Origin of the sequence: Bartonella sp. OC16QHHD (genome assembly GCF_042194035.1) — a bacterium.
GTDB lineage: Bacteria > Pseudomonadota > Alphaproteobacteria > Rhizobiales > Rhizobiaceae > Bartonella.
The window spans coordinates 1-24,564 of the sequence record NZ_JBHIMJ010000058.1 but is presented as its reverse complement, the minus strand read 5'-3'; the positions used below and the strand labels follow the sequence as shown (position 1 = coordinate 24,564).

General features: G+C 38.2%; 23 protein-coding genes. 17 read left to right on the top strand and 6 right to left on the bottom strand.

The window, feature by feature from the left end; all coding sequences use genetic code 11:
• Nucleotides 1-11: 11 nt before the first annotated feature.
• The 11 genes from ACFIK1_RS06005 (at nt 12) to ACFIK1_RS05955 (ending at nt 8,727) form a co-directional block, all read left to right on the top strand.
• On the top strand, nt 12-155 hold the full coding sequence (locus tag ACFIK1_RS06005; protein ID WP_375662319.1) for a hypothetical protein: 144 nt from the start codon (nt 12-14) through the stop codon (nt 153-155).
• A 130-nt stretch (nt 156-285) separates the two neighbouring features.
• Nucleotides 286-1,749 (top strand): hypothetical protein, encoded by a 1,464-nt coding sequence (locus ACFIK1_RS06000; protein WP_375633309.1) that lies wholly within the window; start codon nt 286-288, stop codon nt 1,747-1,749.
• Between the two features lie 281 nt (nt 1,750-2,030).
• Complete coding sequence (locus ACFIK1_RS05995) at nt 2,031-2,513, top strand: hypothetical protein (RefSeq protein ID WP_375662318.1); 483 nt, start codon at nt 2,031-2,033, stop codon at nt 2,511-2,513.
• Nucleotides 2,510-3,649 (top strand): tail fiber domain-containing protein, encoded by a 1,140-nt coding sequence (locus tag ACFIK1_RS05990; protein ID WP_375662317.1) that lies wholly within the window; start codon nt 2,510-2,512, stop codon nt 3,647-3,649. The genes ACFIK1_RS05995 and ACFIK1_RS05990 overlap by 4 nt, the downstream gene beginning before the upstream one ends.
• The gene (locus tag ACFIK1_RS05985) at nt 3,646-4,650 is read left to right on the top strand and encodes a phage tail protein (protein ID WP_375662316.1); all 1,005 of its coding nucleotides are present in this window, start codon (nt 3,646-3,648) and stop codon (nt 4,648-4,650) included. Before ACFIK1_RS05990 ends, ACFIK1_RS05985 begins: the two co-directional genes overlap by 4 nt.
• A gap of 837 nt (nt 4,651-5,487) precedes the next feature.
• Entirely contained in the window at nt 5,488-5,637 is a 150-nt protein-coding gene (locus tag ACFIK1_RS05980; protein ID WP_375617994.1) for a hypothetical protein, read from the top strand.
• Between the two features lie 39 nt (nt 5,638-5,676).
• A complete protein-coding gene (locus ACFIK1_RS05975) occupies nt 5,677-5,811 on the top strand; it encodes a hypothetical protein (protein WP_375634555.1) in 135 nt (44 codons plus the stop codon).
• Between the two features lie 210 nt (nt 5,812-6,021).
• Nucleotides 6,022-6,309 carry a hypothetical protein gene (locus ACFIK1_RS05970; RefSeq protein WP_273791311.1) on the top strand — a complete coding sequence of 96 codons (288 nt, stop codon included), beginning with the start codon at nt 6,022-6,024 and terminating at the stop codon, nt 6,307-6,309.
• Nucleotides 6,310-6,447: 138 nt separating this feature from the next.
• The gene (locus ACFIK1_RS05965) at nt 6,448-6,813 is read left to right on the top strand and encodes a hypothetical protein (protein WP_375617995.1); all 366 of its coding nucleotides are present in this window, start codon (nt 6,448-6,450) and stop codon (nt 6,811-6,813) included.
• A 699-nt stretch (nt 6,814-7,512) separates the two neighbouring features.
• A complete protein-coding gene (locus ACFIK1_RS05960) occupies nt 7,513-7,839 on the top strand; it encodes a hypothetical protein (protein ID WP_375633303.1) in 327 nt (108 codons plus the stop codon).
• 90 nt (nt 7,840-7,929) lie between these two features.
• Nucleotides 7,930-8,727: a hypothetical protein gene (locus ACFIK1_RS05955; protein ID WP_375617997.1), complete on the top strand. Its 798-nt coding sequence runs from the start codon at nt 7,930-7,932 to the stop codon at nt 8,725-8,727.
• Nucleotides 8,728-8,969: 242 nt separating this feature from the next.
• Here ACFIK1_RS05955 and ACFIK1_RS05950 read toward each other — a convergent pair whose 3' ends face one another.
• Nucleotides 8,970-9,140, bottom strand: a complete 171-nt coding sequence (locus tag ACFIK1_RS05950) for a hypothetical protein (RefSeq protein ID WP_375633301.1) — start codon at nt 9,138-9,140, stop codon at nt 8,970-8,972.
• 1,703 nt (nt 9,141-10,843) lie between these two features.
• On the opposite strand from ACFIK1_RS05950, the gene ACFIK1_RS05945 reads away from it, so the two are divergent.
• The 3 genes from ACFIK1_RS05945 (at nt 10,844) to ACFIK1_RS05935 (ending at nt 13,741) form a co-directional block, all read left to right on the top strand.
• The gene (locus tag ACFIK1_RS05945) at nt 10,844-11,287 is read left to right on the top strand and encodes a hypothetical protein (protein ID WP_375643265.1); all 444 of its coding nucleotides are present in this window, start codon (nt 10,844-10,846) and stop codon (nt 11,285-11,287) included.
• A gap of 225 nt (nt 11,288-11,512) precedes the next feature.
• Nucleotides 11,513-11,698, top strand: a complete 186-nt coding sequence (locus ACFIK1_RS05940; protein WP_375633299.1) for a hypothetical protein — start codon at nt 11,513-11,515, stop codon at nt 11,696-11,698.
• Between the two features lie 1,269 nt (nt 11,699-12,967).
• A complete protein-coding gene (locus ACFIK1_RS05935) occupies nt 12,968-13,741 on the top strand; it encodes a DUF4167 domain-containing protein (RefSeq protein WP_375655326.1) in 774 nt (257 codons plus the stop codon).
• A gap of 1,321 nt (nt 13,742-15,062) precedes the next feature.
• On the opposite strand, the gene ACFIK1_RS05930 is transcribed toward ACFIK1_RS05935, so the two are convergent.
• From ACFIK1_RS05930 to ACFIK1_RS05915, 4 genes are all read right to left on the bottom strand, one after another.
• The gene (locus ACFIK1_RS05930; protein WP_375662315.1) at nt 15,063-15,512 is read right to left on the bottom strand and encodes a hypothetical protein; all 450 of its coding nucleotides are present in this window, start codon (nt 15,510-15,512) and stop codon (nt 15,063-15,065) included.
• Nucleotides 15,513-15,556: 44 nt separating this feature from the next.
• The gene (locus ACFIK1_RS05925) at nt 15,557-15,922 is read right to left on the bottom strand and encodes a hypothetical protein (protein ID WP_375662326.1); all 366 of its coding nucleotides are present in this window, start codon (nt 15,920-15,922) and stop codon (nt 15,557-15,559) included.
• 984 nt (nt 15,923-16,906) lie between these two features.
• Complete coding sequence (locus tag ACFIK1_RS05920) at nt 16,907-17,920, bottom strand: HWE histidine kinase domain-containing protein (RefSeq protein ID WP_375662314.1); 1,014 nt, start codon at nt 17,918-17,920, stop codon at nt 16,907-16,909.
• 22 nt (nt 17,921-17,942) lie between these two features.
• Entirely contained in the window at nt 17,943-18,737 is a 795-nt protein-coding gene (locus ACFIK1_RS05915) for a response regulator (RefSeq protein ID WP_273791319.1), read from the bottom strand.
• Nucleotides 18,738-18,905: 168 nt separating this feature from the next.
• On the opposite strand from ACFIK1_RS05915, the gene ACFIK1_RS05910 reads away from it, so the two are divergent.
• The 3 genes from ACFIK1_RS05910 (at nt 18,906) to ACFIK1_RS05900 (ending at nt 21,326) form a co-directional block, all read left to right on the top strand.
• Nucleotides 18,906-19,109, top strand: a complete 204-nt coding sequence (locus ACFIK1_RS05910; RefSeq protein ID WP_375610684.1) for a NepR family anti-sigma factor — start codon at nt 18,906-18,908, stop codon at nt 19,107-19,109.
• A 7-nt stretch (nt 19,110-19,116) separates the two neighbouring features.
• The gene (locus tag ACFIK1_RS05905; RefSeq protein WP_273724155.1) at nt 19,117-19,671 is read left to right on the top strand and encodes an RNA polymerase sigma factor; all 555 of its coding nucleotides are present in this window, start codon (nt 19,117-19,119) and stop codon (nt 19,669-19,671) included.
• Nucleotides 19,672-19,895: 224 nt separating this feature from the next.
• On the top strand, nt 19,896-21,326 hold the full coding sequence (locus ACFIK1_RS05900) for a sensor histidine kinase (protein WP_375662313.1): 1,431 nt from the start codon (nt 19,896-19,898) through the stop codon (nt 21,324-21,326).
• Nucleotides 21,327-22,175: 849 nt separating this feature from the next.
• Here ACFIK1_RS05900 and ACFIK1_RS05895 read toward each other — a convergent pair.
• Complete coding sequence (locus tag ACFIK1_RS05895) at nt 22,176-24,164, bottom strand: M23 family metallopeptidase (RefSeq protein WP_375662312.1); 1,989 nt, start codon at nt 24,162-24,164, stop codon at nt 22,176-22,178.
• Nucleotides 24,165-24,564: the final 400 nt, after the last annotated feature.

Sequence of the window (24,564 nt, the reverse complement as noted above, 5' to 3'; positions counted from 1 at the left end):
CCAAATCGTTTATGGCTGGCGTTGAAGGTTGGTTTGGCTCTGGTGGCTGGTTTGTCGCTTATGGCTGGATTGCGCCGTTGGGTGTGGATGGTGAAGGGCTGGTGGATGGCGCTGGGGTGGCCATTATTTATGGTATCGTTTTTTCGGTGCGTTAAACAACTTTAGGTTGTTTATTTTGTTGAATTTTATGCCTTTAGAGTTTTAAGGGCTTTTGTGGTTTTTTTATCAATAAGCCTTGGTGTTTTGAATGGCACTGGGCTCTTCAAAGATTTTATGGGGGTCTTGATGGCTTTTTTCCCAATCGCTGATTATCGACCCGATGTGGCGGATATCAATGGAATTTTTACCGATGAACTTGTTAATGTGCTCCCGGCGGATGGCTCCTATATCCCTATGCCAAGTTTTGAACCTTTATCAGAGCCTTGTCCGGAGCCAATCTTAGGCACTCTTGCGGTTAAAACAAAAAATGGGGTTTCTATTATTGTCGGGACAAGAGATAAAATCTACTTACTTGATAATACAACAATGAACTGGAAAGATATTAGCCAAAAAGGAAAATCTTATCTGGCTAATGTTGATGCTCCGTGGTCTTTTGCTTTGTTTGGTGATTTTATCATTGCGGTGAATGCCAATGATAAACCACAAGTGATTGATATTAACCATGATAAAACATTTAGAAATTTAGGAGGAAATCCACCACAGGCAGGGATTGTTCGAATCTGGGGAGATTTCGTTTGTTTGATGAAATTAACCGAGCATCCAAGAAGGGTTCATTGGTCTGGATTAAATGATGCTGAATTTTGGACCGTGGGGAAAAAAAGTTGTGATTATCAAGATTTTCCTGATGGCGGATTCGTCCAAGGGGCAACGGAGACAACAAATCCAATTATCTTTATGCGTTCTGCAATCTATGCCGGTTCTTTTATCCCTGGCTCTAAGATTATTTTTAGTTTCCAAAAAATCCACGATAAACGAGGCGCAAAAAATGCTGAATCAATTGTTTGTAGAGGCGATTTAGCATTCTTTGCCGATGAGGGCGGGTTTTATCAAATAACAAATGAGGGACAGATTATACCCATTGGGTTCGAAAAAGTCGATCGAACGATGACCGCAAAATCAAGGAAGGATAATCTGTACACTCTATCTGCTGCTATCGATGGGGTGTATAATCGTGTTTATTGGATGGTTGATTCTGATGAGAATCTTCATAAACGTATCTTGCTCATTTATGATTGGGGGTTGCAAAAATGGACAAAAGCTCTCGTCGATATCAAAATGGTATTGCCTATTTTCTTAGCCGGAACAACCCTGGAAGGTCTTGATTTTGTGACTAAGAATATTGACGATTTATCCTTTTCTCTTGATAGTAAAGCTTGGAAAAATGAATCGCCTATTCTGGGGGCATTTGATCAACAGGGAAGACTGGGTTCGTTTTCTGGGTGTCCTATGGCTTGTGTTGTGACATCACAAGAAATGGGGCAGACAAATGGCATGATAACACGGGTGAAAAATATTATGCCTCAAGTCAATAGTGGAAAGTTTTATTTGTCTGTGGGAATGCGCTTTCGACAATCTCTTGAAGAGGAAACTGTTTGGTTACCAGAAAAACAGCCTTCTTATAATACTGGACAAATTCATTGTCGCGCAAGGGCACGGTTTTATCGCTTTAAATTGCGTATTCCTGAAGGGGTGAATTGGACTCATGTCACTGGATTTGATGTGGAATTGACGCGGGCCGGCATGCGATAGGCATGTCCTTTTGTAATACCATGCGATAGGCTCAAGCCTCTATTATTAAAGAACAAATGCCCCATAGGCTTCCCAAACCTTTATAAACAAAGGAACAAGGTGGTGCGTTATGTTTCATGCTTTTCTGCGATAAAGGAAAAATAGGCTGCACCATGGTTTATTTTTATAAAGAAGAAAGTTCCTCCTTTGTTGTGACAAAGGGATGATGGAGACTTTTTTCTTTTATTGTGCGGGGGGCATGGAATGCGTGAAATGCGTAGGGGGATGTTATTTGAGGAGAGATGAGTGACAAAGCTAAAAAAGCTAAAATTATGATGCAAGAGAGTCAAGATTTATATTCTGCTCATCTGACAGAGCGGTGGCCATGGGAAAAAATAGCTCCCTATCAAGAGGCTCTCAATGCTGCATTGAAGAAATATGCTCAGCGCTTTCCGGATGATGTTTGTCTGGAAAAAATCGCTGAAGAAATCGCTACAGGACAAGCACAATTGTGGCTGGTCTTAAAAAATAAAATCCAATTTAGTGCTTTTGCAATTACCAAAGTTGAAATAACCCATACGGGGAAAAAATGCGTCGTTCTCTCTGATCTTGCTGGAGAGGGAGGGCTGAAATTGGTCAAGTTGATTGATGAAGTCGAAAAATGGGCGCGAACAATTAATGCTGAAGAAATGCACATGTTTGGAAGAACTGGATGGGCGAAAAAGCTCGCTCATCACGGATATTCTCGTAATCTTATTCAATATAGAAAGGTTCTGAACCCATGAGTAGAAAAACCACACCTCAAGTGCAGACAACAACACAAACAAATGCTCCACCTGCTTGGGCGGCTGATATTCTTAAACAAGCCAGTGCTGATGCACTTGGACTTTATAATAAGGGAATTGGCGGAAACGTTTATCAGGGAGACAGAGTCGCTGGTCTTAGCAATATGACAAAAAATGCGCTGACCGGTTTACAACAAGCAGCAGGGCTCTATAACAATCCAACGGTAACGCAATGGTTGAGTGCACCAACCAACAGCGCTACAAATCTTTCCGGTATGGCTAAGGGAAGCTGGATTGGAAGCAATAGTAAATTTAATACTGCATTGCAAAATGCTCTGAATAAAACGTCCGATGCAATTAATCAATCGATGTCGGGAGCAGGACGTTATGGCTCTGGGGCTCATACTGGTGTGCTGGCCGATGAGTTAGGCGCCTTGGCAACAAATGCTGCAGCACAGCAATATAATCAAGATATTAACAATATGATGAATGCAAACCAGATGATTGATCGCTCTCAGAATGATCAAGTTAATGCGGCAAATAGCTATTATCAAGGACAGAGTAACGTGCAAAGCAATGCTTTGAAAGGGGGTATGATTCAAGATATAAACCGCCAAAATGTCTTAGATGCTGAACGCCAAAAATGGTCAGAAAAAGATAATCAAGATTGGAACCGATTGCAAAGTTTGTTACAGGTAGGAACACAGGCTGCTGGAAATTACGGAACGACTTCAGGAAAATCCACGACAATGCCTTCTGTGACAAAAGATCCATTGCGTGATGCGCAGCAAGTACTTGGATTGGTCGGAGGAATTTTAGGGCTTTGTGACGTGAGAGCAAAAGAAAATATTATCCCTGTGGGGCAGAAAAAGGGATATCCACTTTATACCTTTAATTATAAGGGAAATCCACAACGTTATCAGGGCGTTATGGCGCAAGACGTGTTGCGTGTGAACCCTGAAGCTGTTTATGTCAATGCGAAAACAAAGTTATTGCATGTTGATTATGACAAAATAGGCCTGAAAATGGAAAAAATGAAAGGGGAGAAAATACCGGCATCTAAAAATAAAATTGCGGCTTTCTTTTCTTCATTTTTTGCTCGTTTTCCCTTTTTGAAAAAAGAGTATCTTCTATGAGTTCGATTTATGATTGGTCAATTGTTGCATCAGAAAATGCTTATGTCGACGAGAATATAAACTGGGCAGAAGGGCAACCACCAAGCACAGTCAATGATAGTGCTCGCGCTATGATGCAACGCATCAAAGAATATTTGTTGGATAATGGAGGCGGGATTGAAACACAGTTTACTGTCGATGTGGAAAACGAGAGAACGTCACTTCGTTTGGCAACAAAGTCTTTTTTTGAGACTTATATGGATGGCATTGTTGTGCGCTTTAAAGCACAAGGCGTCAACAGAGGAATAACAAATATTTCTTTAAATCAATTGCTACCACGACCAACTTATATGGCAACGCCAGAGGGTATTATGCCTTTAAAGGGCGGAGAAATTCAAAAAGGGGGACTTTATGAAATTGTCTATACGCGTGATATTGCCGGAAAAAATGCTGATGGCTGGTTTTTAACCAATCCTACTATAAAACTTCCTGAAATTCCGCCCTTTCCTCCTTTGCCTGAAACTTTTTCTTCTGGATTTATCGGGACTTTTGCTACAGAAAAAATACCCTCTGGATGGTTACTGTGTGATGGTAAAGAATATTCGCGAAGGAACTATGCCAATCTCTTTGCTGTTCTGGGAGAAACATGGGGAAAAGGAAATGGGCAAACAACATTCAATGTTCCCGATTTGCGTGGAATGTTTTTACGGGGGCTCGATAGTGGAAAAGAAATTGATAAAGGACGTCGCTTGGGAAGTCGACAAGAAGAGTCTTTTAAATCTCATACCCATGAAGGAAAAACAGATTCAACAGGTAACCACCAGCATAGTTATCCAATGATTGACGAGGTAGTTTGGGATATGAATCACGGTGAATATTATAGACATCTGGCTCAAGTCTACAATAAAGATCGGTTAACGAAGGCTGCGGGAGAGCATGAACATAAGGTCTTGTTGCAAAAAACAGGGGGAGATGAAACACGCCCCGTCAATATGGCGGTGGTTTATGCTGTCAAAGCCTGAGAATGAAAGCTTTGAGAGAAAGATAAAAATACTTACAAAATATTTGTTATGAAAAAAAGTCTTATTGAATATAAAGTCTTATAGAATATATTGTGTAGAAAGTTTTGAGGCGCTTTAGAAAAAAACTCAACTCTCTTTATTTTTTTATTTTTTGTGCTGCCTTTGTTGGATGTCTAAAGGTAAGTTTGCCTATTGTTCGTTAGAGGATCAAGACAGTGATTATTGAAGGTAGGGGGAGAACAAAAACCCTTTCTTTATTCATAGAGTTTTTGCTGAGGAATAAAGACTTTATCCAAAATGCTTCTCTCTTGTGGTATCGTGATACATTATTAAAGCGTTGGGTTTAAAGCGCTGCTGTGCGATGACAAAAAGCCCATGGGTAAAATTTATCCTATTATGTTATGCCGTCAAACACCGTCATAAAAACACTATTATTGAAGCTGGTGATATAAGGAAAATAAGACATACAATACTTGATCCATTTAAGTATTGAAGAGACATCTATTCAGTGGAGGCTTGCTTGGTTAAGCCTTATGCAAGTGAATCATATAAGTGAGCAGCAGACGGAATCCCTTCAGAGTAGTTGGATTGTTTTATAAACCGATGTGGGGCTAAAATCTTTGTCTTTTGAGGTGGCGGGAAGAGGTCAACGGATATGTTTATTTAAAGCGAGAAAAGGCAAAATGGTACTCTCCCTCTTTTGGGTAGAGCGTGTATGCAAAAAGCGTTCTTTTTTTCAAAATGGGCGCTGGGTTTGCGAAGTCTTTTGGCGATGCGTTTAACACATGGTGAGTAATTGACTCTCTTAGATGCATTTTGTACTTGTCAGGAAACTTCTTGAAACAGAATGAGAGTGATACGAGAAAATCTGTAAGACAATGGTTTATCCTGTTGTGTCGTAAAATACTATTGTTTGAGGCGCGGTTAAACCTTTATGGATTGGGATGTTTTTCGTCTGTACGTATTCTTAAAGAAGCGTTTTTGTAGAGTAACTCTAGACAGGGGATGCATTCCAAGGTGCATTTGATGAGGGAAGCCAAGCCAAATCCGTTAGATAATAACCAGATTGTTTACAGATTGTTGTTTATCGATTGGCATTGTTTGAAGACCGGTGGAGCGGGCTTTGTCCTTTTGGGGAAAGCCAACAAAGCATCAAGGTGATCATGCATTTTTCTTGGTTTCAGGTGATAAAATTATCATTTTAGGTGAAAAACAGAATATAATCTAAAAAATACCTTGTAAAAATTTTCGATGAGGAAATTTTTTTTCAAAAGCCTTTCATATAGTTGTCTGAGGAATGCAAGAGCCGTACAACGGAAAAAGATATTCAAATGCTTAATACGCGTTTAGCTTATCAAAAAGGGGGATATAATGGCACTTTTTCCATTTTCTATTGCTGATATTGATGATCCTGAATGTATTCGTGTGGTTCTTTATGCTAGCGGAAGAATGGGACATGCTCCTTTGAATGCTCTGTTGAAGCAAACACGTCAAGATCTCCAATGTTTTGATAAAATACAGACTCAAAATATTCTCCAACTTACACAGCGTTTGGATATTTTAGAACAACAATTGAAAACGATTATCAAAGATCTTGAAGATGTGAAACACAAACAAGACGCTGAAGAAGCGGATAAAAGTAAAACGATGGGTGATTAACCATCTCGATTTGTGTCTCTATGGGATTTAGCTCCTTTAAAGCAGTGAGATAGATAGTTGTGAACAGGATAGTTATTTGCCTGTCCATAGAGCATTTATTTTTTTGATCAACCAAAAATGAAAAAGAGGTATTCTATAATGAAAAAATTGATTTTAATATTTTTAGCTTTGTGTCTTACTGGACCAGCTTCTGCACGTTTGTGGACTATTTCAGATGATTGTTCAGATATCGGCGGAACAATGGTTCGCTCACAAATCATCAATAATATTTCTGTCATTCCATATAAAAATTTGCAAGGGGTAAATATTCTCTCTGTTTTAGAAACGAGGCCTACAGAAGAGCCAGAAATGTCAAAAATTGTAGGAAGAACATTTCATATTCAAAGTCCTGAGATTGTTGAGCTGGCCTATAGAGCTTACAGTACATCGCAATTCGTTGATATTTGTTACAGAAGTAACTATTCAATCAATGTTATTCGAGGGCTGAGAGTGCGTGATAATTAAGCGTATTATCTGTATTCGTTGTGACTTAAATAGGCGATGCTTGGAAAATGGTCAATCTTCTACACTAAGGCTATTTTAACCCTAGCAGTTTTCTGATTTACAGTTTTTACTCAGAGTATAATCGTTCATGTTTTACAGAATTCATGAGTTATCGGTATTGAGGATCTATCTTAAGATATTCAACTACAGTTGATTCTATTTTAAACTGAGTGATTTTGTATCAATCGTCGTTTGAGCTTAGATGGCAATTTCATTCTAGCGTTTGGTGTTAGACAGATTTAAGCTTAGTGAGGCTGTAAATACGTGTCTTAATTGTCTTTGTTGACAGTATGCCGCTTGCGATAGGCAATAAATCATAGACACATTTTGAATCCGTAGAGTGCACGTACATTAACAATGGCAGACATTGTCAGTGGTAGATATCGCCAATGGTAGAGCTTGTGCATGCGGTGTTTTGTTGTGTGCATGAGTCATCATTCACGCGGCATCAATAAGGGAAGGCTTTGCTGTAGAGCCTGTAAAATAAATCGTGCAACAGCGGGGATAGAGGTAAGAATAGACTGAGATGAGGCAGTCTTATCACGGGCTAAAGCTGGTTAAAATTCTCGTCTTTAAGGAGGCGAGGAGGTTAAAAATATCCATTAGATTGCATGGGGATGCATTTCATGTCCGTTGCAATAAATTTAAAAGAGGTAAATTATGAAAAGCTTTTTGAAAAAAATATCCATCGTTTTGGTGATAATAGCATTAACAACAGGTGTTTCTCATGCTGGAGTTTATGAACAAAACGGTTATCTTAATTCGGTTCAAGTCGTTAGCGCAGGAGCACAATGTCTCCTAGAGCTCAGATACGGTATCAGCCCTACTTCAGACATTCAAAAAGGTGTTTGGGGCTGTGATAACATTGTTGGAAAAAGTATTTTGGATTTGGCAAAAACCGCAGTCATTTTGAACAGAAAAGTAATGGTTATTTTTGAAGCGGGTAATGTGCCAGCAAAAAGGGTTTTAGCCATCACTTTAAAATAAGATCAATAGGGGTTTTTCTCCCTTTTTATATCTGTAACGCTTCAAGAGGTTACAGGTATAAAATATGGAGTGTATATCAAAGGTATAAAAATGTTTCAAAGAGCATTCTCAGTATTTTTAGTGACAGTTTTATTTTTTTTCTTTTCAGATGTAAATCTGTCATATGCTATTGATCCTCCCCATATGGTTTTCCGTATAGATGATCGCTCTCCATCTGTTATATTCTTTGGAGGAGGTTTTGCCCCTTGGGGGGATGATCAGGATATCATACATCATGTAACTGGGCACTCTCTTGCTCAACAGACTTCAGCATTTGTGTCTACAACTGCAAATATGGATGCAGTTTACAGAATGGCGCGGCAACAGATTGCTAATAATCCTGATGAAACGTACTGGCTATATGAAATTATTCCAGATATAAATTTTTATTATGTTCCTAACTCACTCTTTGATACAGCCATGTCTGCTGACAACGTTGTTCAACATGAACAAGTTATGGATCTTTATTATGCATATTTATGGCAGGATGAATGGGCTTCGCTGGGGGCAATCAATACAAATCATATATACTCTGCAAGAAGTATTATGCGGCAAGCGAATGGTGATATTGTCATTGGTCCTAGAACCTTTAATTCTCTTTTTGTTGCCGCTCCATCACAAGTAAATTCGGGGACACTTCCTTCACAAGATTACACTTTTTTATCAGCTTATTATTCTGATAGCGAGGATGCGTTATCTCCAATGTCACTGGCATTTCTTGTAGAATCCTGTAACAGCTCTTCATCCAGTGGTCATATGGAGCGTTCTGGGGATTCTTCCTGCAGCACATACAAACATTCTGTTGATGATATTATGTATAAAATGAATCTATGGTATGAAGCTCTTTAAAGAATTACAGCTATATCTTGCTATTTAATCAAAAACAAAAAAGTAGGAAGATAGCGCATTTCTGTTTTATTTGATTGGTTCTGATGCGCATAGTGCGTAGGGCAGAGAAAATTTTTTGGTATTATGAAGTGTGATAGGGGTGCTATAAAGCATAGGTGTGACATCATCAAAAATGGAAGCGTTGATTTAACAGTATTTGTTTACCTCGATTAGAAAATCCGTTCTTTTCTTTGTTTGGAGTTTTACATCAATAATTTCTTATCTTGTTGTCGTGCTGCTTTTTGAGAGTGCGGTGATAGAAGGCATGTAAGTTTTATATATTGAAGTGTTTGTGTGTGGTGAATATGGGGAGTGTTTTTTTCGTCATGTGATGAACTCTTCGGGCGGTGGGGATTTTGTCCATAAAGCGTCATAAAATATCGCTTTTTGTTCTATGGTGATAGAGATCCCATGAGGGGAAAAGACAAAGGGGAAAGTCAAGTGGATTTTGCGAGCCAATCATGTAAACTGGAACGAATTCCATGCGGATATAAATCAGGTTCTGTTTGTTGCATATAGCGCTATTTGTTGCATAACTTGTGATAGCCAATTCTCTAAATAAAGGGATTTGACCGGTAGCAGAAAAAAGGAATCATTACGAGACAGTAAGTGTGCTTGTTTCAGAATGTCTAATGCTTTTGCATGACAAAGGAACGCGAAACTCTGTCACGCCTTCCTTTCATATTTTCGAGTTCAGGGGTGTCCATATATTTTCTTCAACTTGATTTTTATGCATTGGACACAAGGGAATTGGATGCAAGGGAATTGGATGCAAGGGAGTTGAAGGCTAGGGAGTTGAAGGCTAGGGAATTGGATGCAAGAGATTGAGATATAAGAGATTTGGATACAAGAGATTGGGATGAACATTTTTGGGATAAGCAAAGCTAATATGTTACGCTCGTTGTTTTACAGCGCGTTTGATAAAAAGCTAGGACATCTTTCCAATCCATTATGTGTGTAACTTTAAGGCGTTGTTTTCTTAAGAGAGTGCAGAGCTTTTTTTGTTGCTTGTCAATCAACATCAAATTTCAAAGCTGTAGCATGTTTGAGAGAAAGAAGAATGAGAGCCTTACGGATTCAGAAGGGCAAAACTCTCTGAGCGATTCCAGCTTTTGTAAGCTAGACTTTATATATGCCAGATGAGGGCTGTATTTGAGTGATTTCTGAAATAGGAAGACAACCTTATTGAGAAAAAATATAAAGGCATATCAATCACTCTTCGGACTATCATCTTTTTCCTTTATAATTTTCAAAACTATCTATAGCAATATTATTTAAATAATGAAGATAATGCCTTATGCTTTTATGTATCGTGTGTCTTCTTGGGATCATGCCTCTCACATAAAAACAGAATGCCTCAAATATTAAAATATTATTTGTCTCCGAATATACATTTATTGCATATTCATGGACTTGTTTTTAAAGAGATATCCCACTCCCAAGTCCCTTTTACAAGAACACTCGTCAATGGTATAGGGGTAAAGCCCCTATGAAATGTATAAAACTTATAAGGTATCTCCCTCATCTTTATGCTTCATAAAAGTGCAGGTTGGTACTCTCATATATTTTTCCAGTTTCCAATGTTACGAAAGCCTTGGTTCGTGAGACGATTCATAAGAGGCATATGCCTTTTTTGTACAGTTTTTAATCCACATGCCAGCTCCGCTTGTAACTTGCAAGCGACATGGTTTTGATCGTTTCAACAGAAAACAAATTTAGGATGAGAGAATCCTGTGGTATTCGGGTCTCTCATTCAATATGAAAAAACAATAAATACTCTTTATAAATCAATGTGATGTATCTTAAAGAAGACGAATTGTTTATAAAGCCGCATGGATGAAGAATCTTCGTCTTTTAAGGTGGTGAAAGAAAATCATAATCCCTATTTTTTCATAAAGGGCGTGAGAAAACTGTTTCACAAAAATTTTATACGATAAAAATTATACAATAAAAAAAGAGAGTCTTTTAACATAAGAGTCTTGATCGTTTGCTGCTATAACCTGTATTGTGTACACAGATACTGCTATCATTTTTTACTGTAAAAGCTTCTCTTGGGATATTAAAGGGTACAATCTTTATGGAAAAAAGAATCCGAGCAAGACAAAAGGCTTATTTCAAAAGATTATATCGCAAGATTGCTTTTGTTTGCATAATACTTTTTTGTATAGTGTTTTTGTGTTTTGTTGTTGCAAAGGTGGTCAGTTATTTTTCTTCTCATAAAAAAATAACACAACAAGCACCCGTTGAATTGGTTATTCCTGTTTTTGATATGCGTGTATATTGCAAGGAAATTTCTGCTTCCGTTATGCCCGATATGAAAAGAGAAGTTTATCAGCATTGTCTTAATTTGGAAAGTGAGGCCTATTTTGCTATTCGTGAAATGTGGGATCAGCTTTCTGATACTGCAAAAAAACAATGTTTGACGTTGGTACGACCTGGGGATGGAAATTATTTTCTCTTACGCGATTGTTTTCTCAATGAAAAAGAAAATAAAAAAGGCAAAAGACGCAATTACTTTTAAGTTTTTATATGGAAAGTTAAAAGGATGCGAATTTTGATGAAAAGATAAAAACCCCTTAAATTACGATCTGCCTCGAGACCAATAGAAATTTTATTTATCTTGTTATATCGCACTTCTTATTTAAGGTGTGGCGACATAAGGCATGGATGCTTCCTTGAAATGTTTAAGGGGGCGTGGTGGAGTTTTAGGAGGATTTGTTGCGCTTTTTTAAGGGAAATAACGAGTGTGGGAAATCCATTTCGTAATGGTTCTGGTGAATGGTATAATGGTAAAGCCCTCATGAAATGTATAAAATTTATAAAGCAAGTTCATCTTTATGGTTTAAAAAAGAGTAAGCCGGTACTATCTCACACTTTGCTTGCTCCCAATGGTGCCTCTCGACAGCCCTTTAGCCTTAGAGACGGTTCATAAGAGGCACTTTTTTATCGTTTTTACTCCACGCAGGTTTTCCCACATGTAACATGCAAGAAAAAGAGATTGATTCAATAGCAAACAGATTGAGGATGAAAAATCCTACGGTATTAATTTTCTTACTCAACACAAAAAATATGAATTATCATTACAAATCAATTCAGTGTATGAATTTTATAAGTATTTTCATTGTTAACAGACCAGTGTGATTTGAGAACCTTCATTCTTTGAGGGTGTAAGTCAATAGACATGACAAAAATGAGTAAAAAAACATTCCTTTTATAAACATTTACGGCTTCTTCATGCGTAAAGCGCTGTGCTGGGTTTAAAAATGTGCTTGTTTTATAATTCTAGTTTTCTTTATCAGAAAATTCTTTATCAGAAAAGATAAGTAAGGAAATACGTTAGGCCATTCTTATTGATAGGCTTTGAGGAGGGTATTTTTTGAGAAGAAGCTGATTTTTAAAAAAGTGTGACATATTGGTCGTTTTTTTCATAATTTGATATTTTTTTGTATTTAAATATTTTGTTTTTAAGCTCAATTTGTTATAAATAAAAACTGTGATTAACTTAAAAACTCTATGGGTTAAAATAAAAATTGATAGTATCATTGACTTGTTTGGGAAAGAAGATTGATCTCTTGGTGATTATAGGGCTTGAATAATACTTCGTATTAATCTATCTATAAAAGTTAAGAGGTTTTGTGAGGCGATCGTGGATTATCGCTCGCAAGGGGTTGCTTTAGCGATGAAGAGAGGCTATATTTATAAAATAAAGAGGTTCGCGCAGTGACTCGTTGGGATGGAAGTGCTTGTGAGTTAAATGCACGAGGGGGTAGAGGATATCGGCGTTTTTAGGAGCGGTGGTTTTAGAGCAAAAAAGGAAGCTTATACTATTCTCTGGCAGGAATTTTTTCTTTGTCAGGTGTGTTATATGTGTGTTTTCCTTTTTGTTTTCCACAAGATAATTATTTTTTTAGTGAAATATGGTTTATTTTAAAAAAAACACTTGGCATTTTACGTGAACATCATTAGGTTTTTGCTGTTTGACAGAGAAAAAGGGAATTTTTGATTTACGATTTCCCTGCTGTTTTGTGATTTTCAAGAAAATATATGCTTTTATCAATATCAGTAGGGTTCGTTTGAGTGAAATAAACGCGGATAGCTTGATAATCGTATGTTAAACATGATCAGCATTATCAAAAGATAATGCAATGAGGAAGCGTCAATTAAGACACACATAAGACAAACACTCCAAAAAGGGATAAAGATGAGGCCACAACAAAATAGACGGGTACGCGGTCGCAATAATAACAATAATGGTAATAACAATAATAATCGTCGCGGTCCTAATCCGTTGTCTCGCAATTATGAAAGTAGCGGTCCGGATGTTAAAATTCGCGGGAATGCTCAGCAAATTGCCGATAAATACATAAGCCTTGCGCGTGATGCACAAGGTGCAGGCGATCGTGTTATGTCGGAAAATTATTTACAACATGCCGAGCACTATTTGCGTATTATTTTAGCAGCAACTGGGCAAATGTCTCAATCGGTTCGGCGTGATGAAAATCGTGGTGATGAAAACGAAAATCGTGATGAAAACAATGGGCAAGAATGCGGTGAAATAAATCTTGATGGTGAAAAAAAGGATGCTGTCGAGGGTGATACAGATGTATTACAAATGTCGTCGCAAAAAAATGGCAATGGCCAATATGATAAAGCGCAAAATGGGGATGCGCGAGAAAACGCTTTAGAGGCTCTATCGGATGAAAAAACAGATCAAGAGCACTGCCTCTCTGAGAAAAATGTTGAACCTGTCAAAAAAATACGTCGTTCTCCTCGTCGACGTACTGTACGGACTCAAGATGAATCATCTCTTGAGCTTTCACTTACAACAGCAGAAAACTCTAGCAATGGAGATGCATCAACAGCAACAAAAACAGCAACAAAAGAGGATTCTTCTTTGCCTGGATTAGGTGAGGGGATACAGAGAAAACCACGCCGTCGCCGAGTGGTCAATCTTGAGGCAGAGGAAAATGTTTAAACCTGAAGGGTGCTGTGTAAGCCCGCTTGTGTGGTGATGTTATTGGCATCATGATAATAAATTATAATATGCTCAAGAAGCTTCTTGCGCTTTCCTTGAGTTTTCATGGGGCTGTATCAGAAACTTAACGAAGGCTGTTGACAGAAAAGATTGCCTCTTTGCTGAGATTTAAGTAAGGGAATACAGAGAAAGATGCGTCGTCGCTCAAGTGGTCAATCTTGAAGTAGAGGAAAATGTTTAAACCTGAAGGGTGCTGTGTAAGCGCTTGTGGTGATGTTATTGGCATCATGATAGTAAATTGTAATATACTCAAGAAGCTTCTTGCACTTTCTTTAGATTTTCACGGGCTGTATTGAGACTTAACCAAAGGGTGTTGACAGAAAAGATTGCCTCTTTGCTGAGATTTAAGTAAGGGGATATAGAGAAAACCACATCCGTGTATTTTAAGAGGCAGTTCTTTTATGAAGAACGCAATGTCGTTGTTTTATTTAATTCACACTTATATTCAATGTATTCATGCCCATTTCGCGCTGGTGTTCATGAATTCTATCATGTGAAATCCATCGGTTATCTTTGCTTAATAAAAGATGTAAGCTGGGCGTTATTGCTTTAATTTTCAATGTTGCAACAGTTCTTCTTTTGATAGCGGATCATTCATAAGAGGTATTTTATTCATCGATTTCCTTGCTAGGATATGTGAGGAAATGATTTTGATGAGCTTCATCATAAATAGATTTGAGATGAGAGAATCTTACAGTATTTGAGATTCTCGTTTGACATGCAAAATAAATCATCACTATAAATTAATATGTTGAATTTTTACACTCAAGAAGAGGTATTTCTTGCACGTTTATTAGCTTTTCCCAAGTGATGTCAGTTTTCTTAAAAATGGGAATGCGTTGACAGAAAGGTTTCTTCTTTTCCAAGATTTAAGTGAGGGGATAATTTAAGTGAGGGGATACAGTAAAAAACGCGCCGTCGCCCGTGTGGTGAATATTTAATGCTTATCACATTGATTTATAATAATAATTCATTGTTTTGAATGTTAGGTGAGAGCCCCTAAACCCCTAGAATTCTCTCATTTCCAAATTTGTTCCATGTTGAATCAACAAAAACCATTCGCTTGCACGTTGCAAACGGGGAGAGCCCGTGTGGATAAATTTGTATAAGAAAGGAATAAAAATGGCTCTTATGAACTCTCTCTAGCGCCAAGGATTATCGGCAACACCCACGCGCTGGCAAAGCGTGTGATAATGCCGGCTTGCAGAAAATGTTTAAACCTTCAAGGATGCTATGTCAGCGCTTATTGATGTTAGTTTGCTTAATGAGGCATTATCTTCGCTCTCTCTTTTGTTGTTTCAACAGAAAGAATGGAGACAAGTGCACCGGTGTGATAATTGTAAATCATAAATTTTGTTTGTCCATCAGGGGTTAAAACTTTCAGTACAATATTGTGTTCTGAGAGGCTTTGCGACAAAATCTGTGTTTTTTCCGGTAGAGAGAGCGTATGATGGATAACGTGTGGGTTTTTGCTGAGAGAGGAAGATAGCTCTGTTTGTTTTGGCGCTGATCCGGTTTTTATCACTTTATAAATAATTAAAAACAGTACGGTTAGAATAAGGAAAAGCGTTATTAAAACGGAAATAATCATTAAACCCATAAGTTTTTTTCTTACTCGTTCTACAGCAGGGTCTAAAGGGAGATCTTGAGGCAGAGAATTTTGCTCTGTGTGATGGTCTTTTGAAGGTTGCATTCGCTTATTATCCATCATGTCTTTCATTGATTATTTTTTTGAGATCTGATGGGTTTATGCTTTTAAAGTTTTTTGTGCAAGAGGTTTGTGGAAGAAGAATGCAAAAGAGGAAGCAATGTTGGTAAAATATCTTCTTTCTGGACTGTAGACAGCTTGTCCTTTACGTTTTGGCTTTTAAGCAGGAAATTTCCATGGTTTGTTACAGACCAGATCAAGTTTACTTCTTGTTGATGTAAATTGGGGTGTACGTTTATACATTGAGCAAAGATTTGTTGTCCATAAAGTGCAAACTTTTTTGTGGACGGGACCATGTCCTGTTCACAAGCTTGAGCCGTGGGATAGATTTTAACCATTGTATTGTTCGAATAGCAACTATTAAAATCATCTGTACATGAAACTAATAAGAGGATAAAAACAAGGGGATTCATCAATTATTTTCCAAATGACAGGTTGACAGCGCGGACTCCAATTTGTCAGCCTAGGGGCTTCTTCACTATTAAACGGTTTTAGAGTTTTTTAGTTCCCCTTTGAGATTTTATTCTATAGTAAATTAATCAATGTCATTGGCTTGCACGTCATAAAAGGCTGTGTGTGGGCTTTATGTTGGTGAGTAATATTTGAAAAAAGACTGAAATGCCTCTTATGGAGGCTCTCAAAGGTCAATGGCTGTTGTAACATGAGAGACAAATAGTATGATGATGCTCAGCTACTACTTTTATGAAGTGAAAAGGGGTATGAAGGTAAAGAAGGACGTGGGGTAACAAGGGGCAGTTTTGATGGTTCACTTTACGGGGGCTATTATATCTTATTTACAGATACTGTTTTGAAATGAGCGGGGGTACACTGGGAAATATTAAAAAGTGCGTGAATGGAGGGACACAAGTGTATTCTGTTTTAGGATGTCCTATTGTACCTGAAGAGGATATCTCCATTAAAGAATGCGATAAATAAAAGCATAAAATGTGTAATTTCATCAGTTAATTGTTGTTGTCGTGGATGCTTTAGTCCCGTAAAGCTGGAGAGTGATGATGGATGTTAGCTTTACTCCTTGAAATTTCATATTCTGCCAAAATGGAATTGTATGCGCATTGCGAAAGTTACACAAAAAGAGATAGGTAATAGGTTCGCTTTTATTTGGCATATAAAAGCTGAAACGGTTTACTCTTCATTGTTTTGGTTTCTCTCTTAAAATATGCGGTTCTATAAGGGATGAAAGTTGATTGACAGCGGGAATGGATTTTATGCGACTTAAGTTCTCATTGTTAAGGTTTTTCGTTAAGGTTGTGGGGAGCTATTAGGGGACATAGTGGTTGGTTTAAAGAGGCTGGAAAATATCTTTGTGCTTAATAAAATAGATGAGAAATTTTGCTGAAAAGGGGAAACTTCTCTTGTTTATTGTTTGAAATGCTCTTTTAAGAAAAAATATCAAAATAAGTATCAGGAACAGAGAGGCAATAGACAATTCCTTCTTGTGTCAATTTGAGGGAAGCTGAACCATTCACGGAAATGGGAACGATTTTTTCGAGAACGGCACTACCAAAACAGGCTTTTTTATTGTTTGTGGGAGGGATGCCGGATTCAAAATTTTCATGCCAAGTGATGATAAGTTGTGTTTTGCCATTCAGTTTTGTTTCGATTTCACAGCGTACACAGATGCTCCCTTTTTCTTGGGAAAGAGCTCCAAAAGAAAGAGAATTGACAATCAGTTCATGAAAAGCCAAACCGATATGCAAAGCGGCATTGGGAAAAAGATAAGGATCGACGCCTTCAAGTGAAAAACGTTCTGTTTCTTTCATAAAATAGCCTAAAGCCTGCGTTTGGACCAATTCGCGGAATTGAGCACCGCGCCAATCGGAATCAGTGATCAGATCTTGAGAATGAGAAAGAGAATGAAGACGACCTTGAAATTTTCGTAAAAAAACCTGAAGAGATTCAGTATAGCGGGCGGTTTGGCTGGCAATACTTTGAATGATCGCTAGAAGGTTTTTAGAACGGTGACTGACCTCGCGAAGAAGGATTTTAAGCACTTGTTCACGGCGGCGTAAGCCGGAAATATTGACACCGGTGGTGATAATCCCAATAATGTCTCCGTTATCATTACGATGGCAATCAATAGAAAATTTGTACCAAATCTCTTGTTTATTTGTATCTTCAAAACGTGCTTCAACAGTTTGCATTTTGCCACTGGCTAAAACTTGCAGTTTAATGGTTTCCATATTGTCTGCAAGGTCAAGCGAAAAAAAGTCGCTGTCACGACACCCAACCCGCCATTTATGGTGCAAATGGTGTGGCAAGTTTTCAGCCCATAAATAAACCAGATTTGTTGCCTGATAGAGAACACAAATATCAGCACCACGAATCGCTTGCATGAGCGCACTCATATGAGATCTATCCATGGGAGGCTTTGAAAGAGGCGTAACGATCATAATTTTAAGATGTTACTCTGTTCTAAGCCGCTTTAGAAGCATTCTCTTGAAAAAATAAAGCTTGGGAAATAAGCGCTTTCACCATATCAGGGTTAAAAGGTTTGGTCACTAAAAAAGTTGGTTCTGGACGCTCGCCGGTCAGTAGCCTTTCGGGAAAAGCCGTGATGAAAATCACCGGTATACGGTCATTTTTCAAAATCTCATTGACTGCGTCAATACCTGAACTGTTATCGGCTAATTGAATATCAGCCAAAATCAACCGTGGTTTTTTCTTATGATACATGATGACAGCTTCATCACGCGTGCGCGCTATTCCTACAACATGATGGCCTAAGCTTTCTACCATTTGCTCAATATCAAGCGCAATAAGAGGTTCATCTTCAATAATCATTACTTCAGTGGCAATTTGTTGAGAAATATCAATGGATGCTTGGTTGAGCAGCTTACGGAATTCTTTCGTATCCAGATTCATGATTTCGCTGGCTTCTTGTTCATGAAATCCTTCAACGGCAATGAGCAAAAATGCTTGGCGTGCACGGGGCGTGAGATAGGATAATTTGGCACTGGTTTTTTGTTCAAGACCAAATTGGGGCAGGGGTTCAGGGATGTTTGGTGTGGTTTGGTCAAAAAGATGGCAAAAAAGCCAATAGGTACCAATTCGGTCAGTGGATGCTTTGGGAAAAATGGAGATGTCGGCAATGAGTGCTTCCAACATCGCTGAAACATAAGCATCGCCAGAGGATTGGCTACCGGTGACAGAGCGGGCAAAACGCCGAAGATAGGGAAGATGCGGGGCAATGCGCGTTGATAATGACATAATTTATAACTCCTTTGACCTTTCAAGCATTTTGTTGGTTGAAATTCTCAACAGATAAAAAAGTTCCTTGATTTGTATGGAACTTTTTACCGACAGCTATATTTACAACCATAAGGCGAAAAATTCTTCGCGGTGCTATTAGTAATATATGGATTAGGGGGATGAAAAATGAACGACCGTGATGAAAAAAATCTCACCACACAATTTAGAGTTGGAGATGATCTTCTCGGGGTCAATAGCGAAATAGCACGGAAGTTACGTCAATTTTACATGGAAATTCAAGAAGAAGCACTGCCACGGTGTTTGCTTGAGCTTTTAGAGAAGTTGGAGCGCGCAGAGCAATTTGGCTTAAACAATGTGGAAAAGGTTTGAATCCTTTATGTCAAAGTGCGCGAAAAACTTTAAACAAGAACTCCTTTCTGTGTTGCCGGCTTTACGAGCTTTTGCTGTTTCTTTAAGTGGCAAGCACGATAAAGCCGAAGATTTGGTCCAAGATACTGTTATGAAGGCATGGGCTAAGCAAGATAGTTTTGAGATGGGAACCAATCTTAAAGCTTGGCTTTTTACCATTTTGCGCAATGAATTTTACAGTCAAATGCGTAAAAAGGGAAGAGAAGTTCAAGATACCGATGGCGTGTTTACTCAAAATGTCGCTGTTCATCCTGCTCAATATGGATCACTTGATTTGCAAGATTTCAAAAAAGCCTTAAATTTGCTTTCTGCCGATCAAAGAGAAGCCATTATTCTCATTGGCGCATCGGGATTTTCTTATGAAGATGCTGCAGCTATTTGTGGTTGTGCTGTTGGAACCATTAAAAGCCGTGTGAGCAGGGCGCGTAATCGATTACAAGAACTTCTTAAAGTAGATGGTGAGTCTGATTATGGTCCTGATTCTTATTCAGCTGGAAGTACATTGTGTTCATTTAACGGCTAAAAAAGCATAATAATTATGATCGATAGCCTTGTTTTTTTTATTCCCGTTATAGCTATTACAGTAAAGTCAGTATCTGAGGAAATTCAGAGTGTTTGGCGTGTATCCTTAGGAACACAAGAAAAGCCTGTATAAACTTTCCCACGGGCTTTAGGTTTTATGTTCCATAAGGTTGCCTTCCTTTGTGCTGAAAAATGACGACTTTCAAGTTCGCCAATGGACATTCTATGACAACAAAAACAAATTTGATGCCTCAAATGCCTTCTTCTGATGCAACGATATCACGCTGGCGGTGGGTAGCGATTGTTGTTTCTCTTGTTATGGCTCTTTTGGCATCGGTTTTTATTATGTTGCTTTCAAATGCTGTTGATCGAGAAGTTGCACAGTTGAATACAAGTTCAGAATTGCGTGAACAGGCTGATTTGGTCCTTATTAGCTTGATTGATATGGCTGTTGCTGATCGCAGCTATGCAAAAACGCGCAAGGCGGAAGATAAAATACGTTTTGAAAATGCAGAGCGGGAGTTAGGGGATATTCTCGATTATATCGCACTTATTGTTTATGCGCATCCACAATGGGATGAATGGTTTACGGCTTTTAAAAAAGAGGTTGAAGCACGAAAAGCCTTTATGAATGCCCATATGCATGCTCTTGATGCGATTCCTGAACAACCCTCTCAACCTTCTCATGCTGCCTCTTTTGAAGTATCAAAGATTCCTGTGGCACGTTTAGCTCAATTGATGACAAGCTTTATTAATGGGGATGATGTGGTGCGACAAAAACAGCGTGAGGGTATCGCATTAATGCGGGCTGCTTTGACATTGGCGGCTATTGTTTCCGTTGTGAGTACTTTTATTTCTGCCTATTTTGTTATTAATCGTTTTCATCGTGATGTGCGCTCTTTAAAATTGTATCAATTGCTGCTTCATAGCGAAAATATCGCTCTGGAAGCCCGCGTGAAAGAACGAACACAAGAATTAGAAAGAGCACGCAATCACGCTGAAAAAGAACGCCAACGGGTTGAAATATTATTGCAGGATGCAAGCCATCGCATTGGCAATTCTCTTGGGACGGTGTCTTCTTTGCTGGGGCTCCAGTTAAACCGGAGCAAAAATGAAGAGGTACGTTCTGTTTTAGGAGCTGCGCGTGATCGTATTCAGACAATTTCTACAGCACATCGTCGTTTGCGCTTAAGTGATGATATGGAAACGACTTTTTTGGCAGAGTTTCTCAGTTCTGTTGTGCATGATGTCGAATTGGCAGTCCCTTTTGAATTGCGTGAAAACATCGCCATTCACACAAACTTTAAAGATTGTCGCCTGTCTTCAAGAGATGCGACAACACTTGGAATTATCCTTGGTGAACTGCTGACAAATTCCTTAAAACATGCCTTTCCTGATCAACGGTCGGGTCATATTTATATTTCTTTTGGTCCCCAGAAAGATGGACAATTGATGCTCATTGTAGAAGATGATGGCGTGGGAATGAAAAGCCAAACTTTAGAACAAAAAACAGGACTTGGTCGTGTGGTCGTGGAACAGCTCTGTATGCAATTTGGTGAGAAACCTCTGTTTGAAACTTCTGCTTTAGGAGGCACAAAGATTATCATTCCTTTGCCAAAACTTAGCATGAATAGTCCAAAAAAAAGCTCTGACTGATTTTTTTAAGAGATAAATTCTTTACTCTCTGCTTGTTCGTTTTAATAAAAATGAGAAAAAATATAACTTAGATGACGCGAACACAGCACCATTCATATCAGATTGTCAATTGTCTTCAAGAGAAGCAACATTGCTTCTTTATCTTTTGGTCTCTTTGTTTTTTGCTTTGCTGACTCCGATTATCGGCTTTCAAAATTCTCCTGTTGTTGTATGCTTTATAGCTTTGAAGTACTTGAGTTAAAATTTAAATTTATTTTGAATAAAAGCTCCTTTAAACCGATAATACTTATATTAGTAAGCTCTATTTCTTTGTGAAGAGATTGTTTTTTCAAATTTTGTTATTTTTTGTAAGGCATGTAAAACTTTAAATATGTGGTGTTTTTGTAAAAGTGTGTAACGAATATTCTTAAGGATAACTTGCTCATAAAGTTTATGAAACACTGTCCTTTAGGGCTATGAACAGCATAAGCATTCAACAGGTGAAATCTCTTCAACAAAAAGTCGGGTTGTTTATAGAATGATATGGATTTTAGAATCTTCATCCTTTAGCGGGCACCTCTTTGATTTGAGATTTTATTGCATGGCAAATAAGGACGGGCTATCGTTTTGATAAAATAAACAAGAAGAGTTAACCTTTTGGGGTTTCATATTTTTCACTTTTCTATTGTGCGTAAACCTGAAAAGGGGAGGGCGTTTTATTTTTAATCATTGTTATGCGACCTTGGGTGGTGGCATATTTCGGTAAATTCTTTATACATATTTAAAGTGCGGAAATCTCTTTAAGAAAAATAAGCGCTAAAGCATATTTTTAGATGTTTTGAGTCGTAAAAATGCAGATGCTTTTATGCTTTAAGTTTCTTCGGAGGGTGTTATCGGGCTGTTGATCAAGGCATCAATATTGTTTTTTTCTTGTAGGAATGTTTGTAGGTCTTGATTTGTTAAGGCTTTGCTATCCGGTATACGGATGCGCATGGGATCAACTTTGACGCCATTGACAATGATTTCAAAATGACAATGGGGACCGGTTGCCATTCCTGTTGTTCCAACATACCCAATGATTTGTCCTTGTCGTACTTTCACGCCTGGTTTGATATCTGGTGCATAACGGCTTTGGTGTGAATAACTGCTGACATATCCATTGGCATGTTGAATTTCCGTGTGATTTCCATAGCCACCTGTTACACCTACTCTTGTGACAATACCATCTCCTACAGCAATAATGGGTGATCCTTTAGGAGCAACCCAATCAACTCCCGTATGCATGCGAACATAGCCTAAAATAGGATGTTTGCGTGGACCAAAGGGGGAGCCAAAAATCCCATTTGGTGTGGGTTTGCGCAGCAAGAAAGGCTTTGAACTCCTCCCTTCAGAATCATAATAATCAACGCTTCCATCTTTTAATTGATAACGGTAATATTTATAAGTTGTATTTCCAAAAGTTGCGCTAATATAACGAATTTCTGGATCAGTGTTTTGGGATGCTTCCTTTGCTTTCAAGTTCTTTTTGCCATTTTGGTTTTCTTTATCGCTTTGTGGTACAGCATAAAATATTTCGATCTGATCATTGGGTGTTATCAGACTTTTCATGTCAATATTGGTGGCTAGCAGACGAATAAGACGATGAGAGAGAGATTGTGATATATTATGGCTTAGCAAAGCACTATAGAGTGCATCATAAGCCGTTGGTAATTGCGCACTATTGATATAAGAATGCGGAATACCATTTTGAAAAGCCGTTTTAAGTGCTTTAGACATTTTAGGCTCTGTGCTTTCAATGAATTGGCTTTTATCATTCAGGGCAATGGTGAGAATATGATGCATCCCTTGATAGATACTTGCGCGTACGAGATGATCTTCTTCACCAGCTTGTGTCACGATACCAATGCGTAAAAGGCTTCCCTCTTTAAGGGAATCGGAAAGGCTTATTTTTTCTAGCGTTTTTACAACCTGGTCAATTTGCTTTTTTGTATAACTGGTTTTTTTGAAAGCATCGGCTATCGTTTGTTTTTTACGAATAGGAATAATATCTTCAACATAGTTTTTCGTCAGATCGATACGGTGACTTTGAGGAGAAACGGTTACATTTTCTTGAACGATTCGAACTTCAGGGGATTCTGTGCCTTGGGAAGGGGAGGATACATCTTCTAATTTTAAAGGATCAATCAATGTGAGAACTGAAAGAAGTTCGGAGCTCTTTTCTAAAGTAAATCCAGCTTTTTGCACTTCTTGTTGTGCCTCTTCATCTGTCAATGTGTCGCTGTCATCAAAATCGAATTGATTTACCTTAAAATCATAGCTGCGTAAGGTGAGTTTTGTTTCAACCTTTGCACCGTAAATCTGCCCAGAATCTTCTTGTGGTGCGATATTTTGATTTTTAGAATCACTGGCAAGAATGCTTAAAGAATCAAATTTTGGATAACTATATTTCTGGGGGCGATTTTCGGCTAAAGCCATACGAATCCATTCAAAATGTTGTGTTTGAATGACTTTTTCATCGCCTTTTTTTTGTAGAATCGATAGTTCAAATTGACGTTTTCTGTCAAAGCTTTGCCGTGCATGGGTGGGAGAAATACGATCACCTTTATAGCCATTGGCCTCAGGGTCTTGTGATTCTGATAGGTTTTCTTGCGTAAACCATTGTGGCGGTGTTACCAATCGCTGTTGTTCATCAAGAGCCGTAAAAAGTGCAATCCCCATAAGAATGCAGGAAGTGATTCCTGTCAGAATGGTTCCCGTAAGCCAACGAGCAGAGACCTGTCGGCGCGCAGGCCGCAAGCGCTTGACGACAAGAGCAGGGTCTTGTCCAGGATCGTTTTTTTGTTGTTCGTTATCCCACATAGATTTATAAGAGTACTTTTCAATATTAAATAAAGAAAGCTAGATAGATAGCTTAGCATGCTTCTACAGGAATTTGATTCTTTTTACAAATTACAGATCATGCGATTCTCTTTATACAGCAATGTCTTTATAAATCGTATCTGCGCAGAAAATTTTCCCTATTAAAGTAGCATAAAACAAGCGTTATTGTGATTAACTCATTCCTAGGCAACTTCCTATTTTTATGCATTGCAATGGGGTGCTATATTTTACTTTAAAGGCGCCACGCTCTCTTTACACTCCTTGCTGTTTTCATGTTTTATTTTTATGAAGGCAGATTTTGCCAATAATGTCTTGAAATAGGATTTTTTGTTCAATATTTTATTGGTATTGTTTTGGGCATTTTATTTAAAAAAAATAA

Excerpts from the sequence above, each read along its gene's own strand:
- ACFIK1_RS06005 (WP_375662319.1), top strand. The coding sequence starts at position 12 with ATGGCTGGCGTTGAAGGTTGGTTTGGCTCTGGTGGCTGGTTTGTCGCT.
- ACFIK1_RS06000 (WP_375633309.1), top strand. The coding sequence starts at position 286 with ATGGCTTTTTTCCCAATCGCTGATTATCGACCCGATGTGGCGGATATC.
- ACFIK1_RS05995 (WP_375662318.1), top strand. The coding sequence starts at position 2,031 with ATGAGTGACAAAGCTAAAAAAGCTAAAATTATGATGCAAGAGAGTCAA.
- ACFIK1_RS05990 (WP_375662317.1), top strand. The coding sequence starts at position 2,510 with ATGAGTAGAAAAACCACACCTCAAGTGCAGACAACAACACAAACAAAT.
- ACFIK1_RS05985 (WP_375662316.1), top strand. The coding sequence starts at position 3,646 with ATGAGTTCGATTTATGATTGGTCAATTGTTGCATCAGAAAATGCTTAT.
- ACFIK1_RS05975 (WP_375634555.1), top strand. The coding sequence starts at position 5,677 with ATGAGGGAAGCCAAGCCAAATCCGTTAGATAATAACCAGATTGTTTAC.
- ACFIK1_RS05970 (WP_273791311.1), top strand. The coding sequence starts at position 6,022 with ATGGCACTTTTTCCATTTTCTATTGCTGATATTGATGATCCTGAATGT.
- ACFIK1_RS05965 (WP_375617995.1), top strand. The coding sequence starts at position 6,448 with ATGAAAAAATTGATTTTAATATTTTTAGCTTTGTGTCTTACTGGACCA.
- ACFIK1_RS05960 (WP_375633303.1), top strand. The coding sequence starts at position 7,513 with ATGAAAAGCTTTTTGAAAAAAATATCCATCGTTTTGGTGATAATAGCA.
- ACFIK1_RS05955 (WP_375617997.1), top strand. The coding sequence starts at position 7,930 with ATGTTTCAAAGAGCATTCTCAGTATTTTTAGTGACAGTTTTATTTTTT.
- ACFIK1_RS05950 (WP_375633301.1), bottom strand. The coding sequence starts at position 9,140 with ATGACGCTTTATGGACAAAATCCCCACCGCCCGAAGAGTTCATCACAT.
- ACFIK1_RS05945 (WP_375643265.1), top strand. The coding sequence starts at position 10,844 with ATGGAAAAAAGAATCCGAGCAAGACAAAAGGCTTATTTCAAAAGATTA.
- ACFIK1_RS05935 (WP_375655326.1), top strand. The coding sequence starts at position 12,968 with ATGAGGCCACAACAAAATAGACGGGTACGCGGTCGCAATAATAACAAT.
- ACFIK1_RS05930 (WP_375662315.1), bottom strand. The coding sequence starts at position 15,512 with ATGATGGATAATAAGCGAATGCAACCTTCAAAAGACCATCACACAGAG.
- ACFIK1_RS05925 (WP_375662326.1), bottom strand. The coding sequence starts at position 15,922 with ATGAATCCCCTTGTTTTTATCCTCTTATTAGTTTCATGTACAGATGAT.
- ACFIK1_RS05920 (WP_375662314.1), bottom strand. The coding sequence starts at position 17,920 with ATGATCGTTACGCCTCTTTCAAAGCCTCCCATGGATAGATCTCATATG.
- ACFIK1_RS05915 (WP_273791319.1), bottom strand. The coding sequence starts at position 18,737 with ATGTCATTATCAACGCGCATTGCCCCGCATCTTCCCTATCTTCGGCGT.
- ACFIK1_RS05910 (WP_375610684.1), top strand. The coding sequence starts at position 18,906 with ATGAACGACCGTGATGAAAAAAATCTCACCACACAATTTAGAGTTGGA.
- ACFIK1_RS05905 (WP_273724155.1), top strand. The coding sequence starts at position 19,117 with ATGTCAAAGTGCGCGAAAAACTTTAAACAAGAACTCCTTTCTGTGTTG.
- ACFIK1_RS05900 (WP_375662313.1), top strand. The coding sequence starts at position 19,896 with ATGACAACAAAAACAAATTTGATGCCTCAAATGCCTTCTTCTGATGCA.
- ACFIK1_RS05895 (WP_375662312.1), bottom strand. The coding sequence starts at position 24,164 with ATGTGGGATAACGAACAACAAAAAAACGATCCTGGACAAGACCCTGCT.